23 protein-coding genes are annotated in these 23773 nt (G+C 68.2%); 10 read left to right on the top strand and 13 right to left on the bottom strand.

Translation table 11 applies throughout. The annotated features are described in order from the left end of the window. Positions 1-13: 13 nt before the first annotated feature. Positions 14-1750: a bifunctional 3'-5' exonuclease/DNA polymerase gene (locus ACFYXC_RS18405; RefSeq protein ID WP_389552650.1), complete on the top strand. Its 1737-nt coding sequence runs from the start codon at positions 14-16 to the stop codon at positions 1748-1750. A 110-nt stretch (positions 1751-1860) separates the two neighbouring features. On the opposite strand, the gene ACFYXC_RS18400 is transcribed toward ACFYXC_RS18405, so the two are convergent. After that, positions 1861-2751 carry a glycosyltransferase family 2 protein gene (locus ACFYXC_RS18400; RefSeq protein WP_388912184.1) on the bottom strand — a complete coding sequence of 297 codons (891 nt, stop codon included), beginning with the start codon at positions 2749-2751 and terminating at the stop codon, positions 1861-1863. A gap of 334 nt (positions 2752-3085) precedes the next feature. Here ACFYXC_RS18400 and ACFYXC_RS18395 point away from each other — a divergent pair, with 334 nt between their 5' ends. The 3 genes from ACFYXC_RS18395 (at position 3086) to ACFYXC_RS18385 (ending at position 4898) form a co-directional block, all read left to right on the top strand. Beyond that, on the top strand, positions 3086-4033 hold the full coding sequence (locus ACFYXC_RS18395; protein ID WP_388911743.1) for a M56 family metallopeptidase: 948 nt from the start codon (positions 3086-3088) through the stop codon (positions 4031-4033). A gap of 197 nt (positions 4034-4230) precedes the next feature. Continuing rightward, positions 4231-4509, top strand: a complete 279-nt coding sequence (locus tag ACFYXC_RS18390; protein WP_389552647.1) for a hypothetical protein — start codon at positions 4231-4233, stop codon at positions 4507-4509. Further along, complete coding sequence (locus ACFYXC_RS18385; RefSeq protein WP_389552644.1) at positions 4506-4898, top strand: type II toxin-antitoxin system VapC family toxin; 393 nt, start codon at positions 4506-4508, stop codon at positions 4896-4898. Before ACFYXC_RS18390 ends, ACFYXC_RS18385 begins: the two co-directional genes overlap by 4 nt. Positions 4899-5189: 291 nt before the next feature. Here the strand turns inward: ACFYXC_RS18385 and ACFYXC_RS18380 are convergent, their stop codons facing one another. After that, a complete protein-coding gene (locus ACFYXC_RS18380; protein WP_389552641.1) occupies positions 5190-5957 on the bottom strand; it encodes a hypothetical protein in 768 nt (255 codons plus the stop codon). A gap of 858 nt (positions 5958-6815) precedes the next feature. On the opposite strand from ACFYXC_RS18380, the gene ACFYXC_RS18375 reads away from it, so the two are divergent. Continuing rightward, complete coding sequence (locus ACFYXC_RS18375) at positions 6816-8231, top strand: hypothetical protein (protein ID WP_389552639.1); 1416 nt, start codon at positions 6816-6818, stop codon at positions 8229-8231. Positions 8232-8283: 52 nt separating this feature from the next. Next, entirely contained in the window at positions 8284-8406 is a 123-nt protein-coding gene (locus ACFYXC_RS18370) for a hypothetical protein (protein WP_389552636.1), read from the top strand. 75 nt (positions 8407-8481) lie between these two features. Here the strand turns inward: ACFYXC_RS18370 and ACFYXC_RS18365 are convergent, their stop codons facing one another. Further along, positions 8482-8670 (bottom strand): AbrB/MazE/SpoVT family DNA-binding domain-containing protein, encoded by a 189-nt coding sequence (locus ACFYXC_RS18365; RefSeq protein WP_389552634.1) that lies wholly within the window; start codon positions 8668-8670, stop codon positions 8482-8484. A 141-nt stretch (positions 8671-8811) separates the two neighbouring features. Next, the gene (locus tag ACFYXC_RS18360; RefSeq protein ID WP_389552632.1) at positions 8812-9651 is read right to left on the bottom strand and encodes a GIY-YIG nuclease family protein; all 840 of its coding nucleotides are present in this window, start codon (positions 9649-9651) and stop codon (positions 8812-8814) included. Between the two features lie 116 nt (positions 9652-9767). Between ACFYXC_RS18360 and ACFYXC_RS18355 the strand changes: the two genes are divergently transcribed. The 4 genes from ACFYXC_RS18355 (at position 9768) to gltX (ending at position 14432) form a co-directional block, all read left to right on the top strand. Further along, on the top strand, positions 9768-11087 hold the full coding sequence (locus ACFYXC_RS18355; protein ID WP_389552628.1) for a DNA cytosine methyltransferase: 1320 nt from the start codon (positions 9768-9770) through the stop codon (positions 11085-11087). Between the two features lie 314 nt (positions 11088-11401). After that, positions 11402-11887 carry a very short patch repair endonuclease gene (locus ACFYXC_RS18350; RefSeq protein WP_389552625.1) on the top strand — a complete coding sequence of 162 codons (486 nt, stop codon included), beginning with the start codon at positions 11402-11404 and terminating at the stop codon, positions 11885-11887. Between the two features lie 107 nt (positions 11888-11994). Continuing rightward, positions 11995-12846, top strand: coding sequence for an Eco29kI family restriction endonuclease (locus tag ACFYXC_RS18345; protein WP_389552623.1), 852 nt, complete (start codon positions 11995-11997; stop codon positions 12844-12846). 209 nt (positions 12847-13055) lie between these two features. Continuing rightward, positions 13056-14432: a glutamate--tRNA ligase gene (gene gltX, locus ACFYXC_RS18340; protein WP_389552852.1), complete on the top strand. Its 1377-nt coding sequence runs from the start codon at positions 13056-13058 to the stop codon at positions 14430-14432. Positions 14433-14439: 7 nt separating this feature from the next. Here the strand turns inward: gltX and ACFYXC_RS18335 are convergent, their stop codons facing one another. The 9 genes from ACFYXC_RS18335 to ACFYXC_RS18295 are packed head-to-tail and all read right to left on the bottom strand — an operon-like array spanning position 14440 to position 23655. Then, on the bottom strand, positions 14440-15426 hold the full coding sequence (locus tag ACFYXC_RS18335; RefSeq protein WP_389552620.1) for a glycosyltransferase: 987 nt from the start codon (positions 15424-15426) through the stop codon (positions 14440-14442). Further along, positions 15423-16037: an HD domain-containing protein gene (locus ACFYXC_RS18330; protein WP_389552618.1), complete on the bottom strand. Its 615-nt coding sequence runs from the start codon at positions 16035-16037 to the stop codon at positions 15423-15425. Before ACFYXC_RS18330 ends, ACFYXC_RS18335 begins: the two co-directional genes overlap by 4 nt. 5 nt (positions 16038-16042) lie before the next feature. Next, positions 16043-17758: a carbamoyltransferase C-terminal domain-containing protein gene (locus ACFYXC_RS18325; RefSeq protein ID WP_389552616.1), complete on the bottom strand. Its 1716-nt coding sequence runs from the start codon at positions 17756-17758 to the stop codon at positions 16043-16045. A 23-nt stretch (positions 17759-17781) separates the two neighbouring features. After that, complete coding sequence (locus ACFYXC_RS18320; protein ID WP_389552613.1) at positions 17782-18579, bottom strand: radical SAM protein; 798 nt, start codon at positions 18577-18579, stop codon at positions 17782-17784. Positions 18580-18595: 16 nt separating this feature from the next. Continuing rightward, positions 18596-19705: a hypothetical protein gene (locus ACFYXC_RS18315; protein WP_389552610.1), complete on the bottom strand. Its 1110-nt coding sequence runs from the start codon at positions 19703-19705 to the stop codon at positions 18596-18598. A gap of 5 nt (positions 19706-19710) precedes the next feature. After that, positions 19711-20820: a radical SAM protein gene (locus tag ACFYXC_RS18310; RefSeq protein ID WP_389552607.1), complete on the bottom strand. Its 1110-nt coding sequence runs from the start codon at positions 20818-20820 to the stop codon at positions 19711-19713. A 3-nt stretch (positions 20821-20823) separates the two neighbouring features. Continuing rightward, complete coding sequence (locus ACFYXC_RS18305; protein ID WP_389552604.1) at positions 20824-21822, bottom strand: D-2-hydroxyacid dehydrogenase; 999 nt, start codon at positions 21820-21822, stop codon at positions 20824-20826. Continuing rightward, positions 21819-23129 carry a glycosyltransferase family 4 protein gene (locus ACFYXC_RS18300; protein WP_389552601.1) on the bottom strand — a complete coding sequence of 437 codons (1311 nt, stop codon included), beginning with the start codon at positions 23127-23129 and terminating at the stop codon, positions 21819-21821. Before ACFYXC_RS18300 ends, ACFYXC_RS18305 begins: the two co-directional genes overlap by 4 nt. Positions 23130-23172: 43 nt before the next feature. Then, positions 23173-23655, bottom strand: a complete 483-nt coding sequence (locus ACFYXC_RS18295; RefSeq protein WP_389552598.1) for an ATP-binding protein — start codon at positions 23653-23655, stop codon at positions 23173-23175. Positions 23656-23773 lie beyond the last annotated feature (118 nt).

The following is a 23773-nucleotide window of genomic DNA, read 5'->3' as shown; positions in this document are numbered from 1 at the left end:
CGAGACTCACGTCATGACCGACCGGTGGGCTCTCGCGCCGGCCGAGGACGGCGGCGCCGAGCTCGCCCCCCTCGGCCCCGACGGGCTGCCCGCCGGCCCCCTGCTGCGGGAGCCGGACCTCGCCGAGTCCGTACGCTCCCGGCCGGACGTCACCCGCTGGGTGTGGCGGGCGACGGCGGAGGTCTACCCACGGCTGCGCGCCGAGGGCGTCCGCGTGGAGCGGTGCTACGACCTGGAAGCCGCCGAGACCCTCCTGCTCGGCCACCAGGGACGGCTCGGCGAACCCCGCTCGGCCGCCGCCGCCCTGGCGAGACTGCGCGGCGGGCCCGTACCGCCCGACCCGCCGCAGCGTTCCGCCGAGCCCGGCTCGCAGTCCTCCCTCTTCGAGCCGCGCCCCGTCCACGTACCCCTGGCCCAGCTCATCGAGGTGTACGAGGACCAGCAGCGACGACACGACGCGACCGCGCACCCCGAGCGGATGCGGCTGCTCACGGCCTCCGAGTCGGCGGGCATGCTCGTGGCCACCGAGATGAACGCGACCGGGCTGCCGTGGAGCACGGACGTGCACCGCGAGGTGCTGCACGAACTGCTCGGCGAGCGGTACGCGGGCGGCGGTGAGCCCCGCCGGCTGGCCGAGCTGACCGAGGAGGTGTCGGCCGCCTTCGGCCGCCGGGTCCGGCCCGACCTGCCCGCGGACGTCGTCAAGGCGTTCGCGCAGGCCGGGATCAAGGTGCGGTCCACACGGCGCTGGGAGATCGAGAGCATCGACCATCCGGCGGTGAAGCCGCTGCTCGAGTACAAGAAGCTGTACCGGATCTGGGTCGCCCACGGCTGGTCGTGGCTGCAGGACTGGGTGCGGGACGGGCGGTTCAGACCGGAGTACCTGCCGGGCGGCACCGTCACCGGCCGCTGGGTGACCAACGGCGGCGGCGCCCTGCAGATCCCCAAGGTCATCCGCAGGGCCGCGGTCGCCGACCCCGGCTGGCGGCTCGTCGTGGCGGACGCCGACCAGATGGAACCGCGCGTACTGGCCGCGATCTCCCGCGATCCCGGCCTGATGGAGGTGGCCGGCCGCGAGAGCGACCTCTACCAGTCCGTCTCCGACCGGGCGTTCTCCGGCGACCGCGCGCAGGCGAAGATCGCCGTCCTCGGCGCGATCTACGGCCAGACGTCGGGCGACGGCCTCAAGAACCTCGCACTGCTGCGCCGCCGCTTCCCCAGAGCGGTGGCGTACGTGGACGACGCGGCGCGGGAGGGCGAGGAGGGCCGTCTCGTCCGGACCTGGCTAGGCCGCACCTGCCCGCCGGCGGCCGGCTCGGACTCCTCGGGGGAGGAGGCCGGAATCCCGGACAGCGAGCAGGCCGGTGGGCCGGACGGTCCGGGCGGCCCGGGCGGCCCCGGTGTGGGGGCCGACTTCGGCGACGCCCAGAACTGGGTGCCGGGGTACGCGTCCAGCAACTCCCGTGCCCGCGGCCGCTTCGCCCGCAACTTCGTCGTGCAGGGCAGCGCCGCCGACTGGACCCTGCTGGTACTCGCCGGCCTCCGGCGCGCCTGCCGGGACATGGCGGCCGAGCTGGTCTTCTTCCAGCACGACGAGGTGATGGTGCACTGCCCGGAGGAGGAGGCCGACACCGTGGTCGAGGCGATCCGGGAGGCGGCGGAGCAGGCGGGCCGGCTGACGTTCGGGGAGACGCCGGTACGGTTCCGGTTCACGACGGCGGTGGTCCAGTGCTACGCGGACGCGAAGTGACGCACGCTCCCGGTGGCGCCGCGCGCCGCGAGGGACCCGCAAGACCCGCGGGACAGCGCCCGGTCGATTGACCGTGACCGGTCGGTTGACGTGACCGGTCGGTTGACCGGTCAAATGATTGGCGGCCGCCCCAGCCGGGTGAGCCGCCACACGGTCCCCCAGCGCATCGGCCGACGCTCCCCGGCCGACACCCGCAGCCCCTCCACGAACCCGCCGAACCACGCCCGCAACCCACCGACCGACCGCGTCCGTACGAGGGTCAGCGCGATCCAGACCGCCAGGTGGACGGGGATGAGCGGAAGGGGCAGCCGGCGCCTGACCAGCCAGACACGGTTGCGGGCGGTGACACGGTGGTAGATGGCGTGCCGGGCGGGTGACGTCTTCGGATGCTGGAGCAGCAGCCCGGGCTCGTACCGGATGGTCCAGCCGGCGTCGGCGGCCCGCCAGGCCAGGTCGGTCTCCTCGTGCGCGAAGAAGAACTCGGCGGGCCAGTCCCCGGTCTGCGCGAGCATCTCCATGGACAGGGCGTGGCCGCCGCCGAGGAAACAGGTCACCTCGCCGCCCCGCATGGGGTCCTTGGCACCGAGCCTGGGTACGTGCCGCCGCTGGGTCTCGCCGTTCTCGTCGGCGATACGGAAACCGACGATGCCCAGTCGCGGGTCGGCGGCGTACAGGTCCCGTACCGTCCGCAGGACATCGGGGTCGATGAGCAGCCCGTCGTCGTCCAGTTCGACGACGACGTCCACGTCCCCGAACTCCCGCAGCCGCCGCAGGGCGACGTTGCGGCCGCCCGGGCAGCCGAGGTTCTCGTCGACCTCGATGACGGTGACCTCACCGGGCAGGTCCAGCCGCTCGGCGAACTCCGGCAGCGGGCTCCCGTTCCCGACGATCACGATCCGCTCGGGTGCGACGTCCTGCTTGGCCACCGACGCGAGCAGCGCGTCGACCTCCTGGGGCCGCGTCCCCATCGTCACCACGGCCACCGCGATCCGCGGTCCCACCGACACGGCGCCCACCCCAGCTCTCGTTCTCGTCGGACAATCAGGGAGCGATGCTATCCGTTAACGGTAAGGACTCCTTGAGTACGCGTATTCGTAAGAGTGTCGCGCACCCGCCCCTCCGTTCGTTACGGCCGCGGGCCCGCCGACGGGTAGCGTGTCCATGCCCCACTCCCCCACCGCCGAGAACGACAGACCCAAGACCAAGGCGGAGGAATCGGGCGCAACAACCAGACCCAAGACCGAAACCCGAAACCCAAGACCCGAGACCCGAGACCCGATAGCAAGATCAAGACCGCGAACCTACGGAACCGGACCGAGAGGAAGGGGCCACGACATGACCGTATCCATCTCCCTCCTGCTGATGGCGGCCGTCGCGCTGACCGCCGCGGTCGTGGCTCCCCGCGTCCTGACCCGCGCCTCCTGGCCCGAGCGGGAGCCCGTGCTCGCGCTGTGGGTGTGGCAGTGCCTGGTCGCCACGGTCCTGCTCTGCTGTCTGACGTCGCTCGTGCTGAGCGCCTCCGCCGTCTTCCACACCGTCCGCGCGCACGTCTTCGCGCCGGCGCCGGCCGCCGTGACGGAGGCGTACGACCTGGCCGCCGCGCCGCCCTGGACGACGGCGCTGACGTTGCTGCTGGCCGGCGGGGCCGCCTGGACCACGGCCATGCTCGCCCGTGAGGTGGTGGAGGCCCGCAGGCGCAGCCGGCTGCGCCGAGCGCATCTGCGTGAACGCGCCCCCGAGCTGCCGGCCGGCCTCCCGGCCTCGCGCGGACCGCTCCTCGTACTCGAGGACGAGTACCCGGACGCGTGGTGGATGCCGGGCAGCCCGGCGCAACTCGTCGTCACCACGGGCGCCCTGCACCGCCTGACCACGCACCAGCTGGACGCCATCCAGGCCCACGAACTCGGCCACGCGCGGGCCCGCCACGACTGGCTCCTGCACCTCTCCCAGGCACTGGCCGGCGGCTTCCCGGGCATCCCCCTCTTCAGCCACTTCCGCGACCAGACCCACCGCCTGGTCGAGCTCTCCGCCGACGACACGGCCTCCCGGCGCTGCGGCCACCTGACCACGGCCCTGGCCCTGATCGAGCTGAACCAGCACCGAGGCGTCCTGTCCTGCGCCACCCCGAGGCCCCTCCTCCACCAACGAGTGGAACGCCTCCTGGACCCCCCACCCCGCCTCCCCCGAACCCACCGCAGAAGCACAACAACGGCAGCAGCCCTGGCCCCCTTGGTCCCCCTCCTGATCGCCTTCGCCCCGGCCCTGACGACGCTGACGCCCTGAGACCCCGCCGAAGGGCCTTCTTCCCAGGGCTGCCGCACGTCATCGACTGGGAAGCGATCCTCGCGTCCCTCGCCGCGGGCGGACTCGCCCGATGGACCTGCCAGTCGTGGATCACAAGAACGGCGAAAGAAAAGGACAACGCCGAACACACGTGACGCAGCCACCGCGAATAACAACAGTTTTGTTAAAGTAGCTTGATGGCCGCCACCCCCGAACCCGCTCCCGGCGAGGGCCCCGTCCGCCCGGTCTCCGTCTCCCTCCACGAAGGCACCATCGCCGCCCTCAAGGCTCGTACCGGCAAACGAGGCATGTCCGCCTACGTCGAAGCCCTCATCCAGCGCCAGCTCGAACGCGACCGGCTACGCGAACTCATCGAAGACGCCGAAGCCGAACACGGATCGGTCGACCAGGCCGCGGTCGAGGCCAAGCGAGCCATCCTGCGCGCCGACGCGGCCGGCTCAGCGGACGCGGCGTGAGCGGCACCCTCATCCTCGACTGTGAGGGCCTGTCCAAACTCGTACACCGCACGCCCGAGCTCACCGAGTGGCTGGCCGCCGCCGAGGCCGAGGACATCCGCGTCGCCACCAGCTCGGTCACCCTCGTCGAAGCCCGCGACCCCAAGACCGACCAAGCCCGCTTCGACTACGCCGTCTGCCGCGTCAACATCGTCCCGCCCACCGAAGCCATCGCCCGCCACGCGAGCAAACTCCTCGCCGCAGCCGGCCTGCACGGCCACAAGTACGCCCTCGACGCGATCGTGGCCGCCACCGCACTCGCTTCCCCCGCCCCCGTGACGGTCCTGACATCAAACCCCGAAGACCTCGGCATGCTGTGCGGCCCTGGCATCCGCGTGATCAAAGTCTGAACCGCACCACACCTTCGCACCCAAAGGGTCTACCCCGAGCAGGGAGGGCGCCGCGTCGCCGTATCCGTCAAAAGCAAAAGCCCCAGGTCACGGCGAGTGAGTCCTGGGGCTTCCACAGAGCCGCCTTCGGGATTCGAACCCGAGACCTACGCATTACGAGGGCCCTCAAGATCATCCCGGGTGGTGCCGGACGGTGCCGCAGAATCCCGTCTTCCCAGGTCAGAGACCTAGGCCCCGCAACCCACGTGCTGCCCAATCCACCCTGTCCCACCCAGTCCGCTCACGCACCGCTCACGCAATTCCGTCGTCCCGGGCAGTCGGGCTGAGCTGCTTCTGGAGCTCCTCGATCCGGCTGCTCGTAGCAGCGGCACGCTGCTGCTGGCGGCGGAGCTGCTCCTTCGCCTTGGTCAGCTCGGCAACGACACGTGCCTGCTCCACCTCACTCCGGGCTGCCTCCACGCCATCGCCGGTATATGCGGGTCCGAGCCGCTTGCTCTCCACAACCCCGCGCCGCGTCTGACACTCCGGGCAGTCAACCACTCGCCGGACGTAGGTGTTCTCCCGGTGCTGGATGAAGGTGGTCACGTGATCGCAGGTGAGGATCAGCTCCCAGGCGTCCAGGTCCTTCTTGCGTTCCTCGGCAGAGGGGAAGGTCTGAAAGAGTCGAGTGAGCTTCTCGATCTGCGCCGGCCCCATCGGTGGCGGCGGACAGCACTGACAGCAGTGCCTGACGCGCGACCCGGCTGTGCCCCAGCGGCCGCTCTTGCAGTCTGGGTGCAGCTCCCGGAACCGCTCTTCCATGACCTCGTAGTCGCGCTTCTCCTCTGCGGTGAGGTACATGAGCCCCGGCCAGCTCCCCAAGCCGTCAAACATGGGTTCGCCGCATCCCCGACATGGCACTCCGGCCTTGTACTCGTCCCAGGTGAGCCGTGTACCTTCACGTGCCCATGCTTCACGCCGCTCCGTGTCCCGGCGATCCTCCTCCTCGGCAGCAAGAGCCTTGCGGCGCGCTCGCGCAGCCGCACGCTTCGCCTTCTGCTCATCAGTGAGCTTGGCCATCGATTCCCCTCGGAGGACCTGACGCGTACGGAGCCTACAAAGCTAGTGCGCCTGCGCGGCCGACGGGGAAGTTACAGGACCGAAGGCTCAACCCGGGACGCGACGGTTGGCCCTTCACCCTAAAGCGTGCTCTGACTGCCCATCGGGCCCGGCCAGCGACCTCGCAGAGAACCATCCACCAGAGAACATCGGTGAAGGAGGCCCAACGGTGGACCCCACGGAACGCTCGCTTCGCAGTCGCCTCGCTGCCCACCTCAGCTGGGCAAACACGGCGGACCGTCCCGCCCGTACCGAAGCAGCACGCAAAGCGAGCGAGTCCCGCTTTCTGAGCGAGGCTCGGAAACTCCACCCCTCGGGTACGTCAAAGCAGATCGAGGACGCCGCCCAGTCGCTACGCAAGGCGCACTACGCGAAGCTCGCCCTCCTGTCCGCGCAGGCCAGGCGTGCCAGGAAGGCGACCAATGGGAAGTGAAACGGAAACGGACGTGCCGGAACGCGGCCCGAAGCGGCGCTACACCTATCCCGAGGCTGCCGAGGTCCTCCGCGTCAGGGAACGGTGGCTCCACGACAACATCAGGCGCCTGCCTCACTCGAGGAAGGGCGTCACTGTGACCTTCTCTGAGGCCGATCTGGACGCGATCGACACCATGTTCCACCACCCCGTCACACCCCTTACCCCGGCCCACGCGTATGGCACCAACCCACTGGCTGCCATCAAGCCCAGCGGGCCCCGAAGACGCAAGCCATAGCTGCGTCTTCGATGCTGACCGCCCACGACTCCATGCGTGCTTCGTCTCCCAGGAGCGACCACCCGTACGAGTCATTGCACCTAGCTAAATCCCGGGGTGAGCTGTCGCCATGCATCGTTGGTCTCCCCTGAACGAACGACAGCTCGCCCTGCTCGGCCGGCTCGCAAGCGCCAAGGATTCCCAGCCTTGGGACCCCGGTGAGTTCCGCACGGCCTACGCGCTACGCGACCGAGGGCTGGTGACGATCAAACGCAGCGGGAGCAAGGTGGATGCCCAGGTCACCGAGGAAGGCACCTTCTACATCCAGCACGGCCACCACCCGGACGATCCCGCGCACGCCAGGGACGAAGAGGCCGCCAAAGGGAAGGCGACAGGCGGCACCCGCTCCGCGTCCTACGCAGACAGGCCAGTGGCACTCGCCCGTCGGGCCAAGGCGAAGGAGCTCATCGAACGACTCGTCACGGACAGGCGGGCCACCTTCACCAAGCCCGACGACGCCACGGTGACGGAGTGGCGACGCGTGATCGACTACGCGAAACGCCACAGCCTCGTCCCTGAGGGCAGACGCATCGAGAGTCGCCGCATGTGGAATCGCGACCTGCAGATCTCTCTGGTCGAGGGGGCACACCCCAACTCACTGAGGCAGCGGCCGAATGAGGCGCCGCCCGTCCACGTACCCACTCAGTTGCGCTCTCCGCATCCGGTCGTGGCCGCGCTGAGAGACGACGAGGGCCGACTCGTCATGCCCGCCCCGCTGCGCCGCCGATCGTTGCTGCTTCTCCAGGGCCTCGCTGCCGAGGCAGTACGTCGAGGGCACAAGGTGAAAGAGCATGAAGTCCCCTCCCGCCGACACAGCCATGCCTACACGTACAACGGGCGGCACTACCCTTCCAGCTACTCCCTCCGTGAGGGCGAACTGGACTTGGTCGTGGACGACTTCACCTACACCGTCACGATCCAGCAGGAGTTTCCCCAGTCCACCGATTCAGAGCGCTCCAAGAGCCTCCTCATCGAACTCGGCTACAGCCGATCCAGCCGGCAGTTCCGCTGGGCCGATCGCAAGCGCTGGGTGCTGGAGGACATCCTGGGCGCTGTGCTCCGGGAGATCGAGACCCGCGCCGTAGAGGACGCCCAACGGAAGGTGGAGGAGGAGCGGGCGAAGGCCGAGCGCGAGGTCCGCTGGCGAGCGGCCATGGAGAAGGGGAAGGAGTTGGCCGCGCAAAAACAGTATGCCGAGGCACTCCGTGCGCAGGCCGGCCAGTGGCAGGAAGCCGCGAGCCTGACCGCGTACTGCAACGCCCTGGAGCGTCGGCTGGAAGAGGTGGCCGGGGAAGATGAGGCGGCGGTGGCCTCGACACGCGGATGGCTAGCCTGGGCACGCCGTTACGTTCGGAGCCTCGACCCACTGACCCGTCTACCCGCGATGCCCACCGCCCGCGAACCGAAGTCCGAGGAGCTGGCGGCCTACCTGAACGGCTGGAGCCCGCACGGCCCTGAAGCACACCGCGGCTGGAGAGCCCGCTGAGGAGACTGGAACCGGCCGGGTCAGTCATCGGCTGTGGGACTCCACGAGCCGTATGTCCACAGGCGAACTCCTATATGGCCATAGTGGCGCTGTCAGCTCGGTGGCCTTCTCTCCTTACGGCAGCCTGATCGCCACAGCTGGCCACGACCATTGGGACTGCCGCACGATCGGGTGACCCAGCAGCCTGGTCAGGAGCTACCCCATAGGCGCCGCACTCAGCCCGACCGGTCCACACATGCTCTCCAGCCCTTCACAGCGAGCCGTTCTGTAGAAGGTCGCGGATGGCGTCCTCGTGCCGTCTCACAACGATGCGTCCGTCCCCGTCGCTGTGGATGAGGACGGCGGTCCCTGGAGACAGGCCAGCCTCGGCAAGCACTCCCAGCGGGATGTTCACGACTCCGGCCTCAGACACGATGGCCTCGGCGGGTTCCCTAATCATGTCGCCAGTGTGTCACCGACTGGCACCGCCAGTCCGACTGACCGCGACGGACCCGCACGGCGACCATCTCCGCAAGGTCTGCGTCGTTGACGGCGACCCCCTTGGTCTTACCAAACGTCGGAGCGGTGCCACCGGCTCAGATCATTCGCCCAGATCTGACGGATCGCCTTCGACATCTCCGGCCGGTTCAGCCTCCGGAACGGCGCCGATCGGCTGGCCATTCCGGTAGTACCGCCATGCACTCTTGTACTCAATCGGACTGTCGTCGTACATGATCACGTAACCCATCAGGGCGGTGACCTGCCACTTCGTCGGTATCTCGGCGGAAATCAGGCGGAAAACCTCATCAGCGGTCATCCCATCCGCTGGCACGTGAACTCGCCGGGTCTTGAACTCCGCCGCCTTTCCGTACCTGAAGTTGTACGGGAGCCCCGTCTTGATCGCTTCCAGGAGGGTATGGAGCGTGGTTTCGCCCGCCTGCACGCCCTCAACAGGTCGGTCTAGGTCGATGGGAAACAGGACGTCGAAATGGTTCCGCTTCAGCACGGTGCTGTCCCGCTGGCGACCGGGATCCTTGTTACCGAAGCCGTTGTTGTTCCAGGGGATGTCGCCCTGGCCCTTGTGGTGCGTGATGAGCAGCTGCTCCGGCGCGAGGGCGGAGAAGTCCTCCGCTACGTACAGGCACGAGAAGGCCATCTCCTCCAGGGAGATGTTGCGGCGCCCCGAGATCTTGCGCAGGTGGTTACGGAGGCGGGCCGGCAACGACTTGTCCGCCTTGCCGACGTAGACGAACTTGTCGTTCAAGTAGAGCTGGTAGACCCCAGGCTTCTCCTTGAGCCGCGCCAGATTCTCCTCGGCGAGGGGAGCCCGGTCCAGCCCCTCCAGGGCCTTCGCCAGTTGGTCACCGAGCGCCTTGGTGATGCTCAGGGTGAAGTCCTTGTGGTACTGCGTCCCGTCGTCGGAGCCCACCACCGGCGCCATCTGTCCACTCCCTCGGTCGACATGATCCCCGAGACCCTATCGGTGACCTGTGCACGCGAACGAACCTTCCGATCGAAACGGCTTGAAGATCCACAACTCCGCGGTATGCTTTTGGAATGGCTGAACTGCAAGAAGGATCAAAGAAGGACCGCACGGGCGTCGAACTCTTCGCCGGCGCTGGTGGGCTGGCTATGGCCGTCCACCGTGCCGGCTTCCGCCCTCTGCTCTTCAATGAGTTCGCCAAGCGGGCATGTGAGACCCTCGAAGCGAACGGGGCTCAGCGACTCCCCGCCAACCAGAAGCCGACCCGAGCCCCCCGGCCCGACGAGAAGGTGCCCTTGGTCGCGGGCGACGTCCAAGAGCTCGACATGGACTACCTGGCTGGCAAGGTGGATGTGCTCGCCGGCGGTCCTCCCTGCCAGCCGTTCAGCCTCGGCGGCGTCGCCAAGGGCGACGAGGATAAGCGGAACATGTTCCCGCAGATGTTCAAGGCCGTCCGGCAGATCCAGCCGAAGGCCGTAATCTGCGAAAACGTTCGCGGCCTGCTCAGGCCCTCATTTCGCCGCTACTTCGACTACATCCAGCGCGAGCTGGAACTGCCCTTCGAGGAACGAGTCAAGGACACTAATTGGGAGCAGCATTACCAGCACCTGTTGGATCGGCGCCAGCAGGAGCCGGACGATCCCACGAAGCGGTACGACACTGTCATGATGCCGGTGAACGCCGCCGACTACGGGGTGCCGCAAATCCGCAACCGTGTGATCATCGTCGCCTTTCGTCGCGACCTTAACGTGGACATCGAGCTGTTCAAAAAGCTCGTTCAGCCGACGCACTCCGAAACCGCCCTCATCCGTTCCATGGTGGAAAACGGGGACTACTGGAAGCGGCACTCGAATGTGCCCGACCATGTACGCGAATGGGTCACGGCCCGGCTCCCAAAGAGCGTGCCGATGGACGATGGCCTGCTTCCTTGGCACACCCTGCGCGACGCGCTCGCCGGTATCGGCGACAACAAACCGCTGCCGGAGGTGCCGGACGAGTGGCTGGACCGCACCGAGCACTTCCTCGGCGGGTTCACGGAACACATCGGCTGGCCCGGTGCCCGAATCTACGACGGCCATACCCCCAATGAGCTCGACCGCCCAGCGAAGACCGTGAAGGCTGGAGTGCACGGTGTCCCCGGCGGGGAGTCGGTCATGCTCCTGGACGAGTTGGTGACCGACAGGGCCGCTCAAGGCGGCGTCCGGTACAAGCACCGGTACATGACGGTCCGCGAGACCGCTCGCGTCATGACGTTCCCTGACACGTGGGAACTCAAAGGGCCCCGAGGGGAGAAGATGCGTCAGTTGGGCAACGCAGTGCCAGTTGCCCTTGGCGAGGTCTTCGCCAAGGCGGTCGCCACCGTCCTGGATGAGGCGGAGGGGCGTCAGAAGTGACCGGGCCCACCAGCAGGGCGCAGAGCGGTTGGAAGCACGACTCGCCGCCGGACCGAGCGTGGAAAGGGCGGCCCGGTAGAACCCGGGCCACCATCGCGGCCGAACAGGACCGAGCCGCTGGTGGTCGCCACAGGCGCTCGGTGGCTCTTGGCGAGGGACGGTTCGCCCGGGCGTCGGTGGAGCTGAAGGTACTTCCCGACACACGACGCATTCGCGCGTACCTGCGTTGGTCCGACAGGGGCAAGTCCCCGGCTCGCTACCTGGGGCAGGTCGAATGTGAGACGCGTGCCGCAAACCTTGCCGAGGGTTGGAAGATGGCCTGGGAGAAGGGCCTTGTCACCGAGGAACCGCCGGCAGAAGGATCCTGGGCTTCGTCGCCGTCGGTTCGCGCCGTCATGCGGGCAAACCGCAGCAGAGATACCCGACCCGAGGTGAGGCTTCGATCCTTGCTGCACAAGCAGGGACTTCGCTACCGCGTGGCGGCTCGCCCCCTCCCTGAACTGCGTCGCACAGCTGACCTGGTCTTCACCAAACCCAAGGTTGCGGTTTTCGTCGACGGTTGCTTCTGGCACGGCTGCTCGGAGCACCTTCGGGCGTCACACAAGAACGTCGAGTTCTGGCGAAACAAGATCGAAGGCAACCAGGCCCGGGACGCGGACACAGATCGCCTCTTGCGAGAGGCTGGCTGGCGGGTCGTTCGCGTCTGGGAGCACGAGGCCCCCGACGTAGCTGCGGCGCGGGTGATGTCAGTCGTGCGAGCCTCGCCACCAGACCGGCATGAATCCGAACAATCGGCGTAAATCATGGAGAGATAGCTACACTCGCCGACTCTCGGCACATGCACCCGGGACTGATTAGCACATCGGGCTGAAGGTCGGCACCGGTGTCGGTAGGTAGGATCCCGCCCATGCCTACCAGCCCTGATGACGCGACATCTTCGTTGTTTGACCCGTTGGGCCTTGACTTGCTCGGCCGTAATCTCCGAGAGGAGATGAACGGGCGTCCACGTGTTCCCCTGGACGAGGTGAAGCCGTTTCCGGGCGCAGGACTATATGCGCTCTACTACAAAGGCGACCTTTCGGTTTACAAGGACCTGAAGGGTCTCGATACCCCTATCTATGTAGGGAAGGCGTCGGCCAGCGACAGCAGCTACGGAGACCCGCCGAACATGACGGAGCGAAAGCTGTTCGGCCGAATAAGAGACCACCGCAACAGCATCAAGCAGGCGGACAATCTCGACCCCACCCATTTCGACGTAAGATTTCTAAACCTAGACGACATCTGGATCGTTTTGGGCGAACGGGCTCTTCTGCGGGCTTATAGTCCAGTTCTCTGGAATACCGTGATGACTGGATTCGGCGGCAACTCGCCGGGCAGAGGGAGGAGGAACGCCCGCTCAGTTTGGGATTCAATCCATCCGGGACGGACGCGAGCTGCATCCCTGCTCTGCAACCGCAATTACAGTTACACAGAGATGAAAAAACTCATCTCGGACGGTATCGAAATTTCACTAATGAAAGCGGGAGCGGAACGCAACAAGAAGTTGAAGGAGTTTCGCAATCGGCCTGCGCAAATCATTTGGGAGGAAGCGCAAGGTTCCGGGCCAGGACCTAAACCAGTCCTCGTCTTCCGAGAGAATGTGTTCGTAGAGGAGAACAGTCGATTCGGATTCGACTTGAGCACTCTCGAATGGAAATTGACTGACGCTCCAAAACAGACAACAGCGGAAGCGGCCGCACTCGACGCAGCCGAGGCATAGGAAATCGGCGAGACCGCTTTACCGACACTCGGAGGGTCGGCGGTTCCCCCGACAACGGGACTGACGGGCTGAGGCGCTTTCCCGACGGGCGGACCATGATCCAAAGCTGAGGTCGGCTCAGTTGTCTGAAACCGGTGCCCGACGTCGGTACCCTGGAGCGCATGTCTACTGCCCCGGTTCGCGTTCGTTTCGCCCCGTCCCCGACCGGCATGTTCCATGTCGGTGGTGCACGGTCCGCTCTCTACAACTGGGCCGTGGCACGACAGTCCGGCGGTACGTTCGTCCTGCGGATTGAGGACACAGACGCGGCCCGAAACAAGCCGGAGTGGATCGACGGGATCATCAACGCGCTCGCGGCAATCGGCATCCACAGTGAGAACGCAGCCTTCGAGGGGCCCTACTTCCAGTCGCACAACGCAGACCGGCACCGGGAAGCGGGTCTGCAGCTCTTCGCGGCCGGTCGGGCGTACTACTGCGACTGCAGCCGGGAGCAGCTGAAGGAGCGCACGGGCTCGGATCACCTGGGTTACGACGGGTTCTGCCGGGACCGGGGACTGGCTTTCGAGGAGGGACGGGCGCTGCGGTTCCGGACGCCTGACGAGGGCGAGACCGTCGTGGTCGACCTGGTCCGCGGGGAGCCAGCGTTCCCGAACAACGCGATCGAGGACTTCGTCATTGCCCGGGGTGACGGGTCCCCGGTCTTCCTGATCGCCAACGTGGTCGACGACCTGGACGAGGGCATCACGCAGGTCATCCGCGGTGAGGAGCACCTGTCGAACACGCCGAAGCAGCAGTTGCTGTGGGAGGCGCTCGGCGCCAAGCCGCCGGTGTGGGCGCACCTGCCGGTGATCGTGAACGAGAAGCGGCAGAAGCTGTCCAAGCGCCGTGACAAGGTCGCGCTGGAGGACTACCTCGCCGAGGGCTTCCTCCCCGAGGCGATGGTGAACTACCTCATGCTCCTGGGCTGGGGGCCCGGTGACGACCGGGAGATCATGCCGCACGAAGAGCTGGAGCAGCTCTTCCGGATCGAGGACGTCAACACCGCGCCGGCCTTCTTCGACGTGAAGAAGCTGACTGCGTTCAACGGCGACTACATCCGCGCGCTCTCGCCGGAGCAGTTCGCCAACGCCTGCGCGCCGTGGCTCGTCGCCCCGTACGCGCCGTGGGCCCCGGAGGCGTTCGACAGGAACTTCTTCGAGGCGGCGGCCCCGCTGGCCCAGACCCGACTGGCGCTTCTGTCAGAGATCACCAGCTATGTGGACTTCCTGTTCCTCGACGAGCCGGTCGAGGACGAGGCGTCGTGGAACAAGGCCATGAAGGCCGGCGCCAGCGACATCCTGTCCGACACCCGTGCCGAACTGGCCTCTGTCGCGGACTGGAAGGCGGACGACCTGAAGGCCGTCCTGCTCGCCGTCGGCGAGAAGCACGGCCTCAAGCTGGGCAAGGCCCAGGCGCCCATCAGGGTAGCGGTCACCGGCCGGACAATCGGACTCCCTCTGTTCGAGTCCATGGAGCTGCTCGGCCGGGACCGCGTGCTTGCCCGTCTGGACGCCGCGGCCAAGAAGCTGACCGCTACGCAGGCATAGCCGTTGGTCAGGCGACCTGCGCCAGCAGGTCGCCCCAGGCGTTGTCGAAGTAGTTCAGATCGAACCGGGCCAGGGCCTCGTATGCGGCCTTGGCCTCGCTCTGGCGCGCCGCCACGCGTTCCCGGACCTGCGTCGGCAGGCGGTCGAGGACCGGGGCTGGCTGACCGGTCAGGGTAGCGAGGTCGCCCAGGCCGGCCACCGGGCGGATCAGGCAGGGCAGGCCGAGCAGCAGGGCCTCGGCCGCGCAGCGACTCCAGCCCTCCCGCATCCGGGGAAGGAAGACACCGACGTCGCACGCACACAGAAGCCGCAGGTAACGCTCGCGTTCCACGTCGTAGTGGGCACCGTCGAAGCCGATGGTGTTGCTGCCGCTGGTGATCACCCGCAGCCTGGGGTCGCCGGCCAGAGCCGCCGAGACCTCCTCGATGCCCTTCCAGTGCACGGCCTTGCCCGCGTACACGCCTATCGCGTCCGGGGGCAGGTCGAACTCGGCGCGGCATTCGGCGCGGTCGAAGCCGCGTGCCCTCTCGATCTCCGTCATGTCGAAGGCGTTGTAGATCACACGCACGTTGCGGATGCCTCGGGCCCGGAGGAATTCCGCCCAGTACGGGGCGACGCAGACCACGGCGGCGCATTGCGGCAGCATCCGGAACAGGTGCTCCCAGAGCATGGCCTCGACGGGTGCGGAGTCGTGCTGCAGCGGCTCGTAGTGGTGGAGGAGGAACACCGTGCGGGCCCTCATCTCCGGGGTGAAGAGCAGCAGGCTCAGGTCGTCCCATACGAAGGCGCCCGTGGTGCCGTGCAGCGCCCGTATGGAAGGGGCCAGGCGGGCAAGGTGGCGGAGCTTGCGCCAGCGGCGGACGCGGTAGGTGCGCTTGTGGTCCGGGACCGTGCGCCACTCCACATCGTCGGCCGTCGCCTCGTGGAGCATCCGCAGGTAGACCCGGCCGCCGGTCCGGCCGACCGGCTCCATCGAGTAGACGATCCGCTTCACGGACGTACCTCCTGTTGGTGTCGGTCGTACTCGGCGTGGAGCAGCGCGTGCATGGCCGCCAGGTGGGGGCTGAGGCTGCGGGCGGCGTCGGCAATCGGGAGGTAGAAGTCCTCCAGGCTCCGGAGGAACCGTTGGCGCCGGTCAAGGTTGGGCGAGAGGGCAAGGTCGCGCAGGTTGTGAAGGCGGTCGGCGAACCGGACGAGGAGGTCCTCGGATGGGAGCACGGCCTGCTTGAAGCGCCAGTTGGTTTCATCGCCGGCGGCCTTGGGGCGCTGTTCGAGGCGGTGGTCGGCGGTCATGGCACGCAGGCGGGCGGTGAACCGGGCTCCGAGGTGCTGGACGAGCAGCGCCTCCGCTTCGGGAGCCACTTCCAGGGCGTCGTGGAGAAGGGCGAGGACGAGGGTCTCGGGGTGGCTGACCCTGATTTCGGTGCGCAAGAGCGTGACGACGGCCAACGGGTGCTCCAGGTACGGGGCGCCCTGGTCGCGGGTGTGGCCGTCGTAGATGGTGAGGGCCAGGGTGCCGGCGACTTCGGCGAAGGACTGCTCGTCTGTGCTCCACAGGACGGTGCCGAGCACGGTGAGGACGTGGTCCAGGTCGGTGGGGTTCATCCGCCTCACCTCGTGAGGAGAGCCGTGGCACGGGGGTCGGACACGTGGTCGGCGAGCAGGAGAGTGTCCCCGACAGCCAGGGCGTCGAGGCCGAGGCCAGCCGCCGCTGCCACGGCCTGCTCGGCGGTCCGCAGGATCGGGGTGCCCTTTCGGTTGAACGAGGTATTCAGCAGCAGCGGTAGTCCGGTGCGCTCGTGGAACTGCTCCAGGAGTTCGCGCAGGCCCTGATGGTGGGGGGCGACGGCCTGGACGCGAGCGGTGCCGTCATGGTGGGTGACTGCGGGGATGCGGGCGACCTGGCACCGTCGGACGTGAGCGACCCGGTTCATGAAAGGGTCGCCCTCCGACATGAACCACTCCGTGGCGTGTTCGGCCAGGACAGCCGGGGCGAAGGGACGGTACGTCGCTCGCTTCTTGATCGCGTTGAGTCGATCACGCGTGGCGGTGTGGCCGGGGTGGGCGAGGATTGAGCGATGACCGAGGGCACGCGGCCCAAATTCGAGCGGCCCCCGCACCCAGCCGACGATGTGTTGCTCCGCGAGCAGCGCGGCCACGGTTGGTTCCAGTCCCCGTCCGAGGCCGGTCAGGGCGCGGTACCCACTCGGCACCGCCAGCGTTGGCACGGCACCCGGGTGCGGGCCCCAGGCCGCGTCTGTTGGCACTGGGAGGCGCTCCTGCCCGAGCTGGTAGTGCCAGCCGTAGAGCGCGGCACCCACGGCAGTGCCCGCGTCGTGCGGGGCCGGTGCCACGAAGAGGGTGTCGAAGCCGCTGTCGGCGGCCAGCTGACCGTTGAGGTGGGAGTTCAGTGCGCACCCACCCGAGAACACCAACGTCGAGGATCCGGTGAGACGTTGCAGGTGTCGGGCGACGTGGACGACCGATTCGGCGAAGACCTCTTGAACGGCGGCGGCCAGGTCGGCCCGTTCGTGTTCTGGCTGCTCCGCGACATTGTCGGCGGTCCAGGCCCGGCCACCGAGCAGCAGCGGGGTGCCGCTGTCCGCCGATCCCCAGGGGTACTCGATGCGCACCTCGCCGTCGTCTCCGAGCCGTACGAGATCCCGGAGCTGAGTTGCGTAGCGCTGGGGGTCGCCGAAGGCCGCGAGCGCCATCATGCTGCCCTCGGGTTCGTCGCCGGGTGGGATCACTCGTCGGGCGAGGTTCCGGTAGAAGTGCCCGAGGGAGGAGTGGATGCGCCGGGGCCCGGCCGGGCTGGGGACAACGGTCGGCATGCCCTGGTGGAGGCGGTCGATGCGATCGGGTCGCAGGCCGTACCCGGTGATGCGCTCCCGGCCCGGACCGAAGTCGGACCCGAGAGAGGAGCCGCCGGCGTCGATGACCAGGCCCGCTGCGTACTCGTGGCCGGAGAGCAGGTAGCCGGAGAGCACGTGGGCCGTGTGGTGGGAGAGGAGGCGGAGGTGTTCGCCGAGCGGGGCGGGCAGGAGGGCGGCGAGTTCGTCGCGCTCCTCGGCCAGCCACCAGCCGCCGGCGGGGTTGGGGCGCATGGAGGCGGTCCAGACGACGTCGATGTCCTGCGGTTCGAGGTCGGCGGCCTCCAGGCACCACTGGAGCGCGCGGGTTGGGGTGGTGAGAGTGCCCTTGCGGGTGGGGTGGTTGTGCTTGACGCCGCTCCAGCGTTCCTCTTCGGCCGCGTAGAGGCGGCCGTCGACGACTAAGGCGGCGCTGGTGTCGTGGTGGAAGTTCAGTCCGAGGACTGCGGGCATGGTCGTGTACCTCCGGTGTGCGGTCAGACAGTGAGGGCCGGGGCGGGGAGGAGGGCGGCGCCGGAGTCGGTGTACTCGTGGCAGCGCAGGCAGAATCGGAAGTGGTGGCCTCGGGGCGCGAAGACCTTCGCCGCGAAGTCCTCGTCCCAGATGCTGAACTCGCTGTCGTCCTTCGCCATAGCGTTGAAGCAGCGGTAACAGGACCCGTCCATCTCGATCATCAGGTGCTGGTCGAGATAGCGGTCGCAGAGGCCACGCAGCTCGTTCGCCGGCTGGCCGACGTCGACGTGGTGCACGTGGTTGGTGACGTGGATGGCGCTGTACGAGTCGCAGAGCCTCGCGAGATGCGTGAGGCGGGCGGCACTGATGCCTTCCAAGACGCTGTTGATGACCACGGTCTTGCCCGCCTCGCGGAGGCGGGGCACTACAGCGTGGACCTCGTCGTAGTTCTCGTGCTCGTCGTCGCAGCCGATGAGGACCTGGTCGTACGAGCGGAGAGTGGCGTCCATGATCCGCTTGTTGCGGGCCAGAGTGATGGCGTTCGTGCCGAGGACCATGACTTTGTCGGGCAGGCGGGCGCGGGCCGCGTCGCTGAGGGCGGGGAAGTCCCGGTGCACCGTGGGCTCGCCGCCGTTGATGTGCAGCTGCTGGAACGGGATGGTCTCCAGCCTGGCCAGGATGGTGGAGAACAGCTCCATGGGCATGTTCTCGCCCTGGGCGCCGTCGGCGAAGATGCAGAAGTCGCAGGACCGGTTGCACTTGGTCGTGATCTTGACCTTGGCCGTCTTGAGGGTGCGGGGCAGGGGTGCACGCGCGGGCATGACGGGACTCCTCGTGTCAGGGGTGGACGTCACCGGGGGTGTGGCTGAGGAAGTCCTGCACGGTGGACCTCTGCTGGTGCCAGAGCGCGAGGGTCGCGCGCAGGGCACCGGCGGTGGTCGGGCCGGTGGGGATCAGCCTCGCCATTCGGGCGGCCAGCCGCTGGGCGGGAGTGGTCTCGTCGGCCGCGAGCTCGTTCAAGGTCCCTGCGGCGGATCGGAGTTCCTTCGCTTCGCGCCGGATCAGATACTCGGTCGCGACACCGGGCGGCGGGTCGAGGTAGTACAACCAGCGGGCGACGCGTACGCGGAGCATCCCGGTTGTCATCACCCAGTCGGTGTCGGCGTGAAGGTCGCACTCGCCGACGGTGCTGGGCGCGTCGGGAACGCGGCGCATCGCCGCCTCCAGCGCGACATGGGCCGTGCGAAGCAGGTGACGCGGGCCCCGAGGGCGAGCGTCGGACCGGTCGTCGGCGTGCCCGAGAAACAGTTCGGCGTACCCGTCCAGCCCGTCCGGCCGCCACTGCGTGAGGGCGGCCGTCTTGCCGGGGCAGCGGGTCCGTGTCGCGAGAGCGGCTGCGGCGAACCAGCACGGGGCGAGGTAGTGCCAGGCCACGCAGTGGCGCCGGTACGCGGCAACGTCCTCCACCACGTTGTCGGTGCTGTCCGCCGCCAGCTGGTACCGGCCGCCCAGCCGGGCTTGGAGGATTCCCCGGTAGAACCGCTCGTCGACCTCGCGCCACGGCGCCATCTGGGCCCGTGACTTCCAGCGTTGGAAGTCACGGACGCTCCCGCTGATCAGCGACCAGGTCGCCAGCTCGGGCGCGGAGACAAACCGTCCGTCGGCCTCGACCATGGTGAACGCGAAGCCGGGCGGGTGCTCCAAGAGACGCTTGTGAGAGATGTCCCTGCCGACCGCGGCCGTGTGAGCGGCGGCCAGGCGGTGGTTCCACTCCTCCCAGTCCGTCGGTGCCTCTGGGATGAGGATCCGCACGTCGATGTCGGAGTGGGGAGCCAGCAGGTCGGCCGACTGCCACTTGTGGGTGAGCATCGCCGCGCCGACCCCGTGAGCGTCCAGCTCGCGCTCGTACAGCGCCCCGAGCCCCGGGTACAGGGGCGCCTCAACCATGACCATCACCCCTCCTCGGTGAATGCGCGGGCGCAGGAGGGCCGGGCCGCTTCCGTGGTCAGGAGAGGGAGAAGCGGCAGGACCGGGGTGCCTTCGGGACGCTCCATCCGGTCCCAGCGCAGGTCGTAGTCGACGTAGTGGAAGCCCTGCCAGGCGTCGTTGGCGTTGCGGTCGAGCATGGCCTGGAAGAGGTGGGCGAAGGCGTTGCCGAGGGTGCCGTCGGCGAGATGGGGCTTCAGAGGGATGTCGCGGTTGTGGAGGATGCAGGGGCGGGCCACGCCCGTGGGCGTGATCTTGATGCGGTTGGCGTCGGAGCAGGTGGCACAGCTGGAGTTCGAGATGAAGCCGATCGAGCCCGCCCAGCCGTCCGGGCGAAGATACTGCCCGGGGCTGCGGACCCCGAGCTCGTCCCTGCGCACCTCGCCGGCGTTCGCGAACCACTCGTGGAGACGGTCTCGAACCTCCGCCTCGCTGATGAACTCGGTGTCGAAGAGCTCTTGGGCGGGGCCAATGTTCTGGAGTTCGATCAGCCTGACGGCGATGGGCAGGTCGCGGGCAAGCTCGGCGACGGCGAAGGCGTCATCCAGGTAGGTGCGCTGCAGAACGCAGTTGATCTTCACGCGCAGGCCGAGGGCGAGAGCGGTGTCGAGGGTGCGCCGGGTGACGCGCGGGTCACCGCCGCCCATGATCTCGGCGGACCGGGCGGGGTCGAGGCTGTGGAGGCTGAGATTGAGGTACGTCAGGCCGGCGCGGTGGAGCTTCTCGACGCTCAGGCCGCGGCGCAGGTTGCCGTGGCTGGTCATGCCGATCGCGGCATCGGACCCGAGGCCGTCCGCCAGTCCCGCGATCACGTCGAGGATGTCCGCCCGGAGGGTCGGCTCGCCGCCGGAGCAGTGCGCCTTCTTGATCTTCCAAGCGCCGGCCTCGGCGGCAATGGCCGCGTAGTCGGATGCGGTCAGGGGGCGGTCCTTGTGCCCGTAGTCCGGCATGCAGCGAGGCTTGCAGAACACGCAGTCCAGGTTGCAGAGCGAGTTCAGGGTGAAGGCCAGGTAGGGGTGGTTGCGGCCGGTCGTCGCGAAAGCGGCAACCAGGTCGCGGTGGCGTGTGGTCGGCATCGGTCAGCCTCCTACGAGGGGAGAGCGAGCAGCGGGCACCTCGGCCAGGCCGTTGAGCGGCTGGTCGGTGAGGTAGCGGCGCAGGTTGTCGGCGAAGAACGCGACCGCCTCGTCCATGTACGTGCGGCTGAGCGTGGAGCTCTTCGGCGTAAGGACGACCCGCGGGTGAAGCCGCAGTGGATGGCGGACCGGCAGCGGTTTCGGGGCGAAGACGTCCAAGGCTGCGCCGCGAAGGTGGTCAGCGTTGAGAGCGGCCAGCAGGGCCGACTGGTCGACGGTCGTCGCACGGCCGAGATTGAGGAAAAGGGACTTCGGCTTGAACGTCGTGAAGAGGTCGTGGTCGAAGAAGCGGTCAGTGGCCCGGGTGGCGGGCAGCAGATCGACCACCACGTCGGCGACGGCGACCGCCTGGTGCACTGCCGACGCGTGCATCCACGTGATCCGGCTCTCGACGGCCACCGGCGGGGTGCGCCGTACGCCGACGACGTCCATTCCGAAGGAGCGGGCCGCGCGAGCGAGGTGCTCGCCAATGCTGCCACAGCCGACGATGGTCATCGTCGCGCCCGCCAGGTCGAAGAACTCCTCCGCCAGGTCGTCCTTCCACCAGGAACGGTTCCGCTGGACCCGCTGGCTCTTGAACAGGCCACGTGAGAATCCCAGGAGCATCCCCATGGCGTGCTCCGCCATGGGCCTGCCGTGGAACCCGTACGAGCGGGTCAGAGCGACTCCGACGGAGTGGGCCTCGGCAACAGGCAGATGGTCGGTGCCGGCTGCCGGGGAGGCGATCCACTTCAGGTGCGGGGCGCCGAACAGCCACGACGGCTTGAACGTCCAGCCGAAATAGACGTGCGCTTCGGCCAACTGGTGCGGCACGGTCTCCTCAGTCGCCGTACGGAACTCCACTCCGGGGAAGGCGGCTGACAGCGCCCGCTCGTGCTCGACGGACAGCCGCCAGAAGCGGTGCGGGGACTCCAGGCTGACCAACACAACCGGCCGGTTCATCGTGATCGTCCTTCCGCGCTTGACGCGGGTTCCAGGGCCCAAGGGGCGATGCGCCCGATGACGGAAGCGATGCTGGCTTCGTAGTCGTGACGCGAGCGCACCAAGGCCGCCCCGGCGCTCCGGAGCCGGTCACGTTCCCTGGGCAGGACGGTCAAGGCGCGATGGATCGCGGAGGCCAGAGACTTGGCGTCCCGTGGTGCGGCGGTGAAGCCGGTCTCGCCTTCGACGACCGTCTGGGCGAGTCCGCCGGCCGTGGTCGCCACCACTGGGCCGGCTCCGGCCGCGAACGCCTCCAGGGGGATGCGCCCGAAGGGCTCCTCGCGTGAGGGAGCGATGACTGCGCGCAGGGCCGGGTTGTACAGCCATGCGCGGATCGCCGGGGTGAAGCGCGTGATCAGGGTCGCGTCCAGGCCGTGTGCGTGGATGTGCGCCGCCAGGTCCTCCTGGTATGAGGTGGGGCGCTCGTGTTCGTCCGAGGTCACGGCCGCCAGGACCAAGTGCGGAGCGCGAACCCCACGCTGCTTGAGGAGGAGCAGCGCCTCCAGAAGGTCATCGAAGCCCTTGGTCGGCACGGCACGGCCCATGGCGAGAAGGAATCCGGCGCGGGCCTTGAAGGGCAGAGGCAGCACGATGGTCGGCCTGGCCATCTCCTCCCGTATCAGCCCGTTCGGGATGCTCACGATGCTTCCCCGAGGGACGGCGTAGTTGACGAGGAGATGGCCCCTCATGTGGGAGGAGATGGCGCCGATGCGCCCGCCACGGACCGTTGCCGCCCGCAGGGCGCCCCGTTCCCAGCGAACGCGGGACACATCCTTGGGCCGCGTCAGCGCCGTCGTGGAACGGGGAACGAGTAGCAGGTCCGTGGTCGGCGACGTGTAGGGCGCCAGCCCGAGGAACGGGATGTCGAGGCCGATGAGGAGGCACCGGTTCGCTCGCTCAGCGATGCGTACGGCCGCCTCGCCCGCCAAGTCGCACAGCTGCACGGAACCGTGGATCGACTCCGGCGCCGCCTGGACCTCCGGGGTCGTGATGACGTCGGCCTCGGCCTGACGAAGCATCTGCTGGACCTCGCCGGCCCACCGCCGGTCGTGCGCTCCCTCTGTCTCCGGCACGTGCGGGGTGATGACACAGAGGCGGCCTGGCGGCAGGATGCGGGCGAGCGCCGTAAGGAAGGAACGGTTACTGAATCCAGTGCCCGACGCTGCGCCGTAGAAGCCCTCGTGGAGGGCGACGATGACGCGGGGCCGCCGGACAGCCTCCGACACGACCGTGGGCGGGGGTGGTGAAGTTGCATGGTGCATGCGCACTGGGTGGTGCCTCCTTCGAAGAGGGGTGTCACGGGCGAGGGCATCAGGCGCTGGCAGTCGAGGACCGAACCTCACGGGTGAGCCGACACCAGGCGCGGGTGCCGCAGGTGCCGGTCGTCAGCGACCAGGCGTCGGCTAGGGCCTCGACGATGACCAGACCTCGTCCCGATTCGGCCTCCTTGCCCGGAGCCTGAGGGGAAGACGGCGCCCGTTGAGAGCAGCCGCCGTCGGTGACGGTGATCTCGACCTCCAGACCGCCGGTGGTCGGGTTTGCGCGATCGACGCACAGGACCAGGGGCGGGCTGCCCGAGGCGAAAGCGTTCGTCGCGAGCTCCGACGTGATGAGACGTGCGTCATCGAGGAGGGTCTCCTCGGCTCCGTGGAGCGCAACGGCCACAGCCTCCCTGGCGACTTCGGCCGCCTTCGGCCCGTACGGCAGATCCGTGATCAGCGTGGTCCCGCCGGCGCCGTCGGTATGTCCGGACGCCGGGCCGCACGCCGGACGCTCGGTGTCGTGGTCCAGCACACCGCCGAGACGGCTTCGCGCGGTGCTCGTGCGGTATCTCAAGGCCCACCTCTTTCCGTCGGCACCGAGGGCGGCGCCTTCCGCCGGGGTCCAAGAACACCGGAGGAGCGGGGTCGTG

The sequence above is a fragment of the Streptomyces sp. NPDC002701 genome (genome assembly GCF_042889045.1).
Lineage (GTDB): Bacteria > Actinomycetota > Actinomycetes > Streptomycetales > Streptomycetaceae > Streptomyces.
This window is presented reverse-complemented; position numbering and strand designations above follow the sequence as displayed.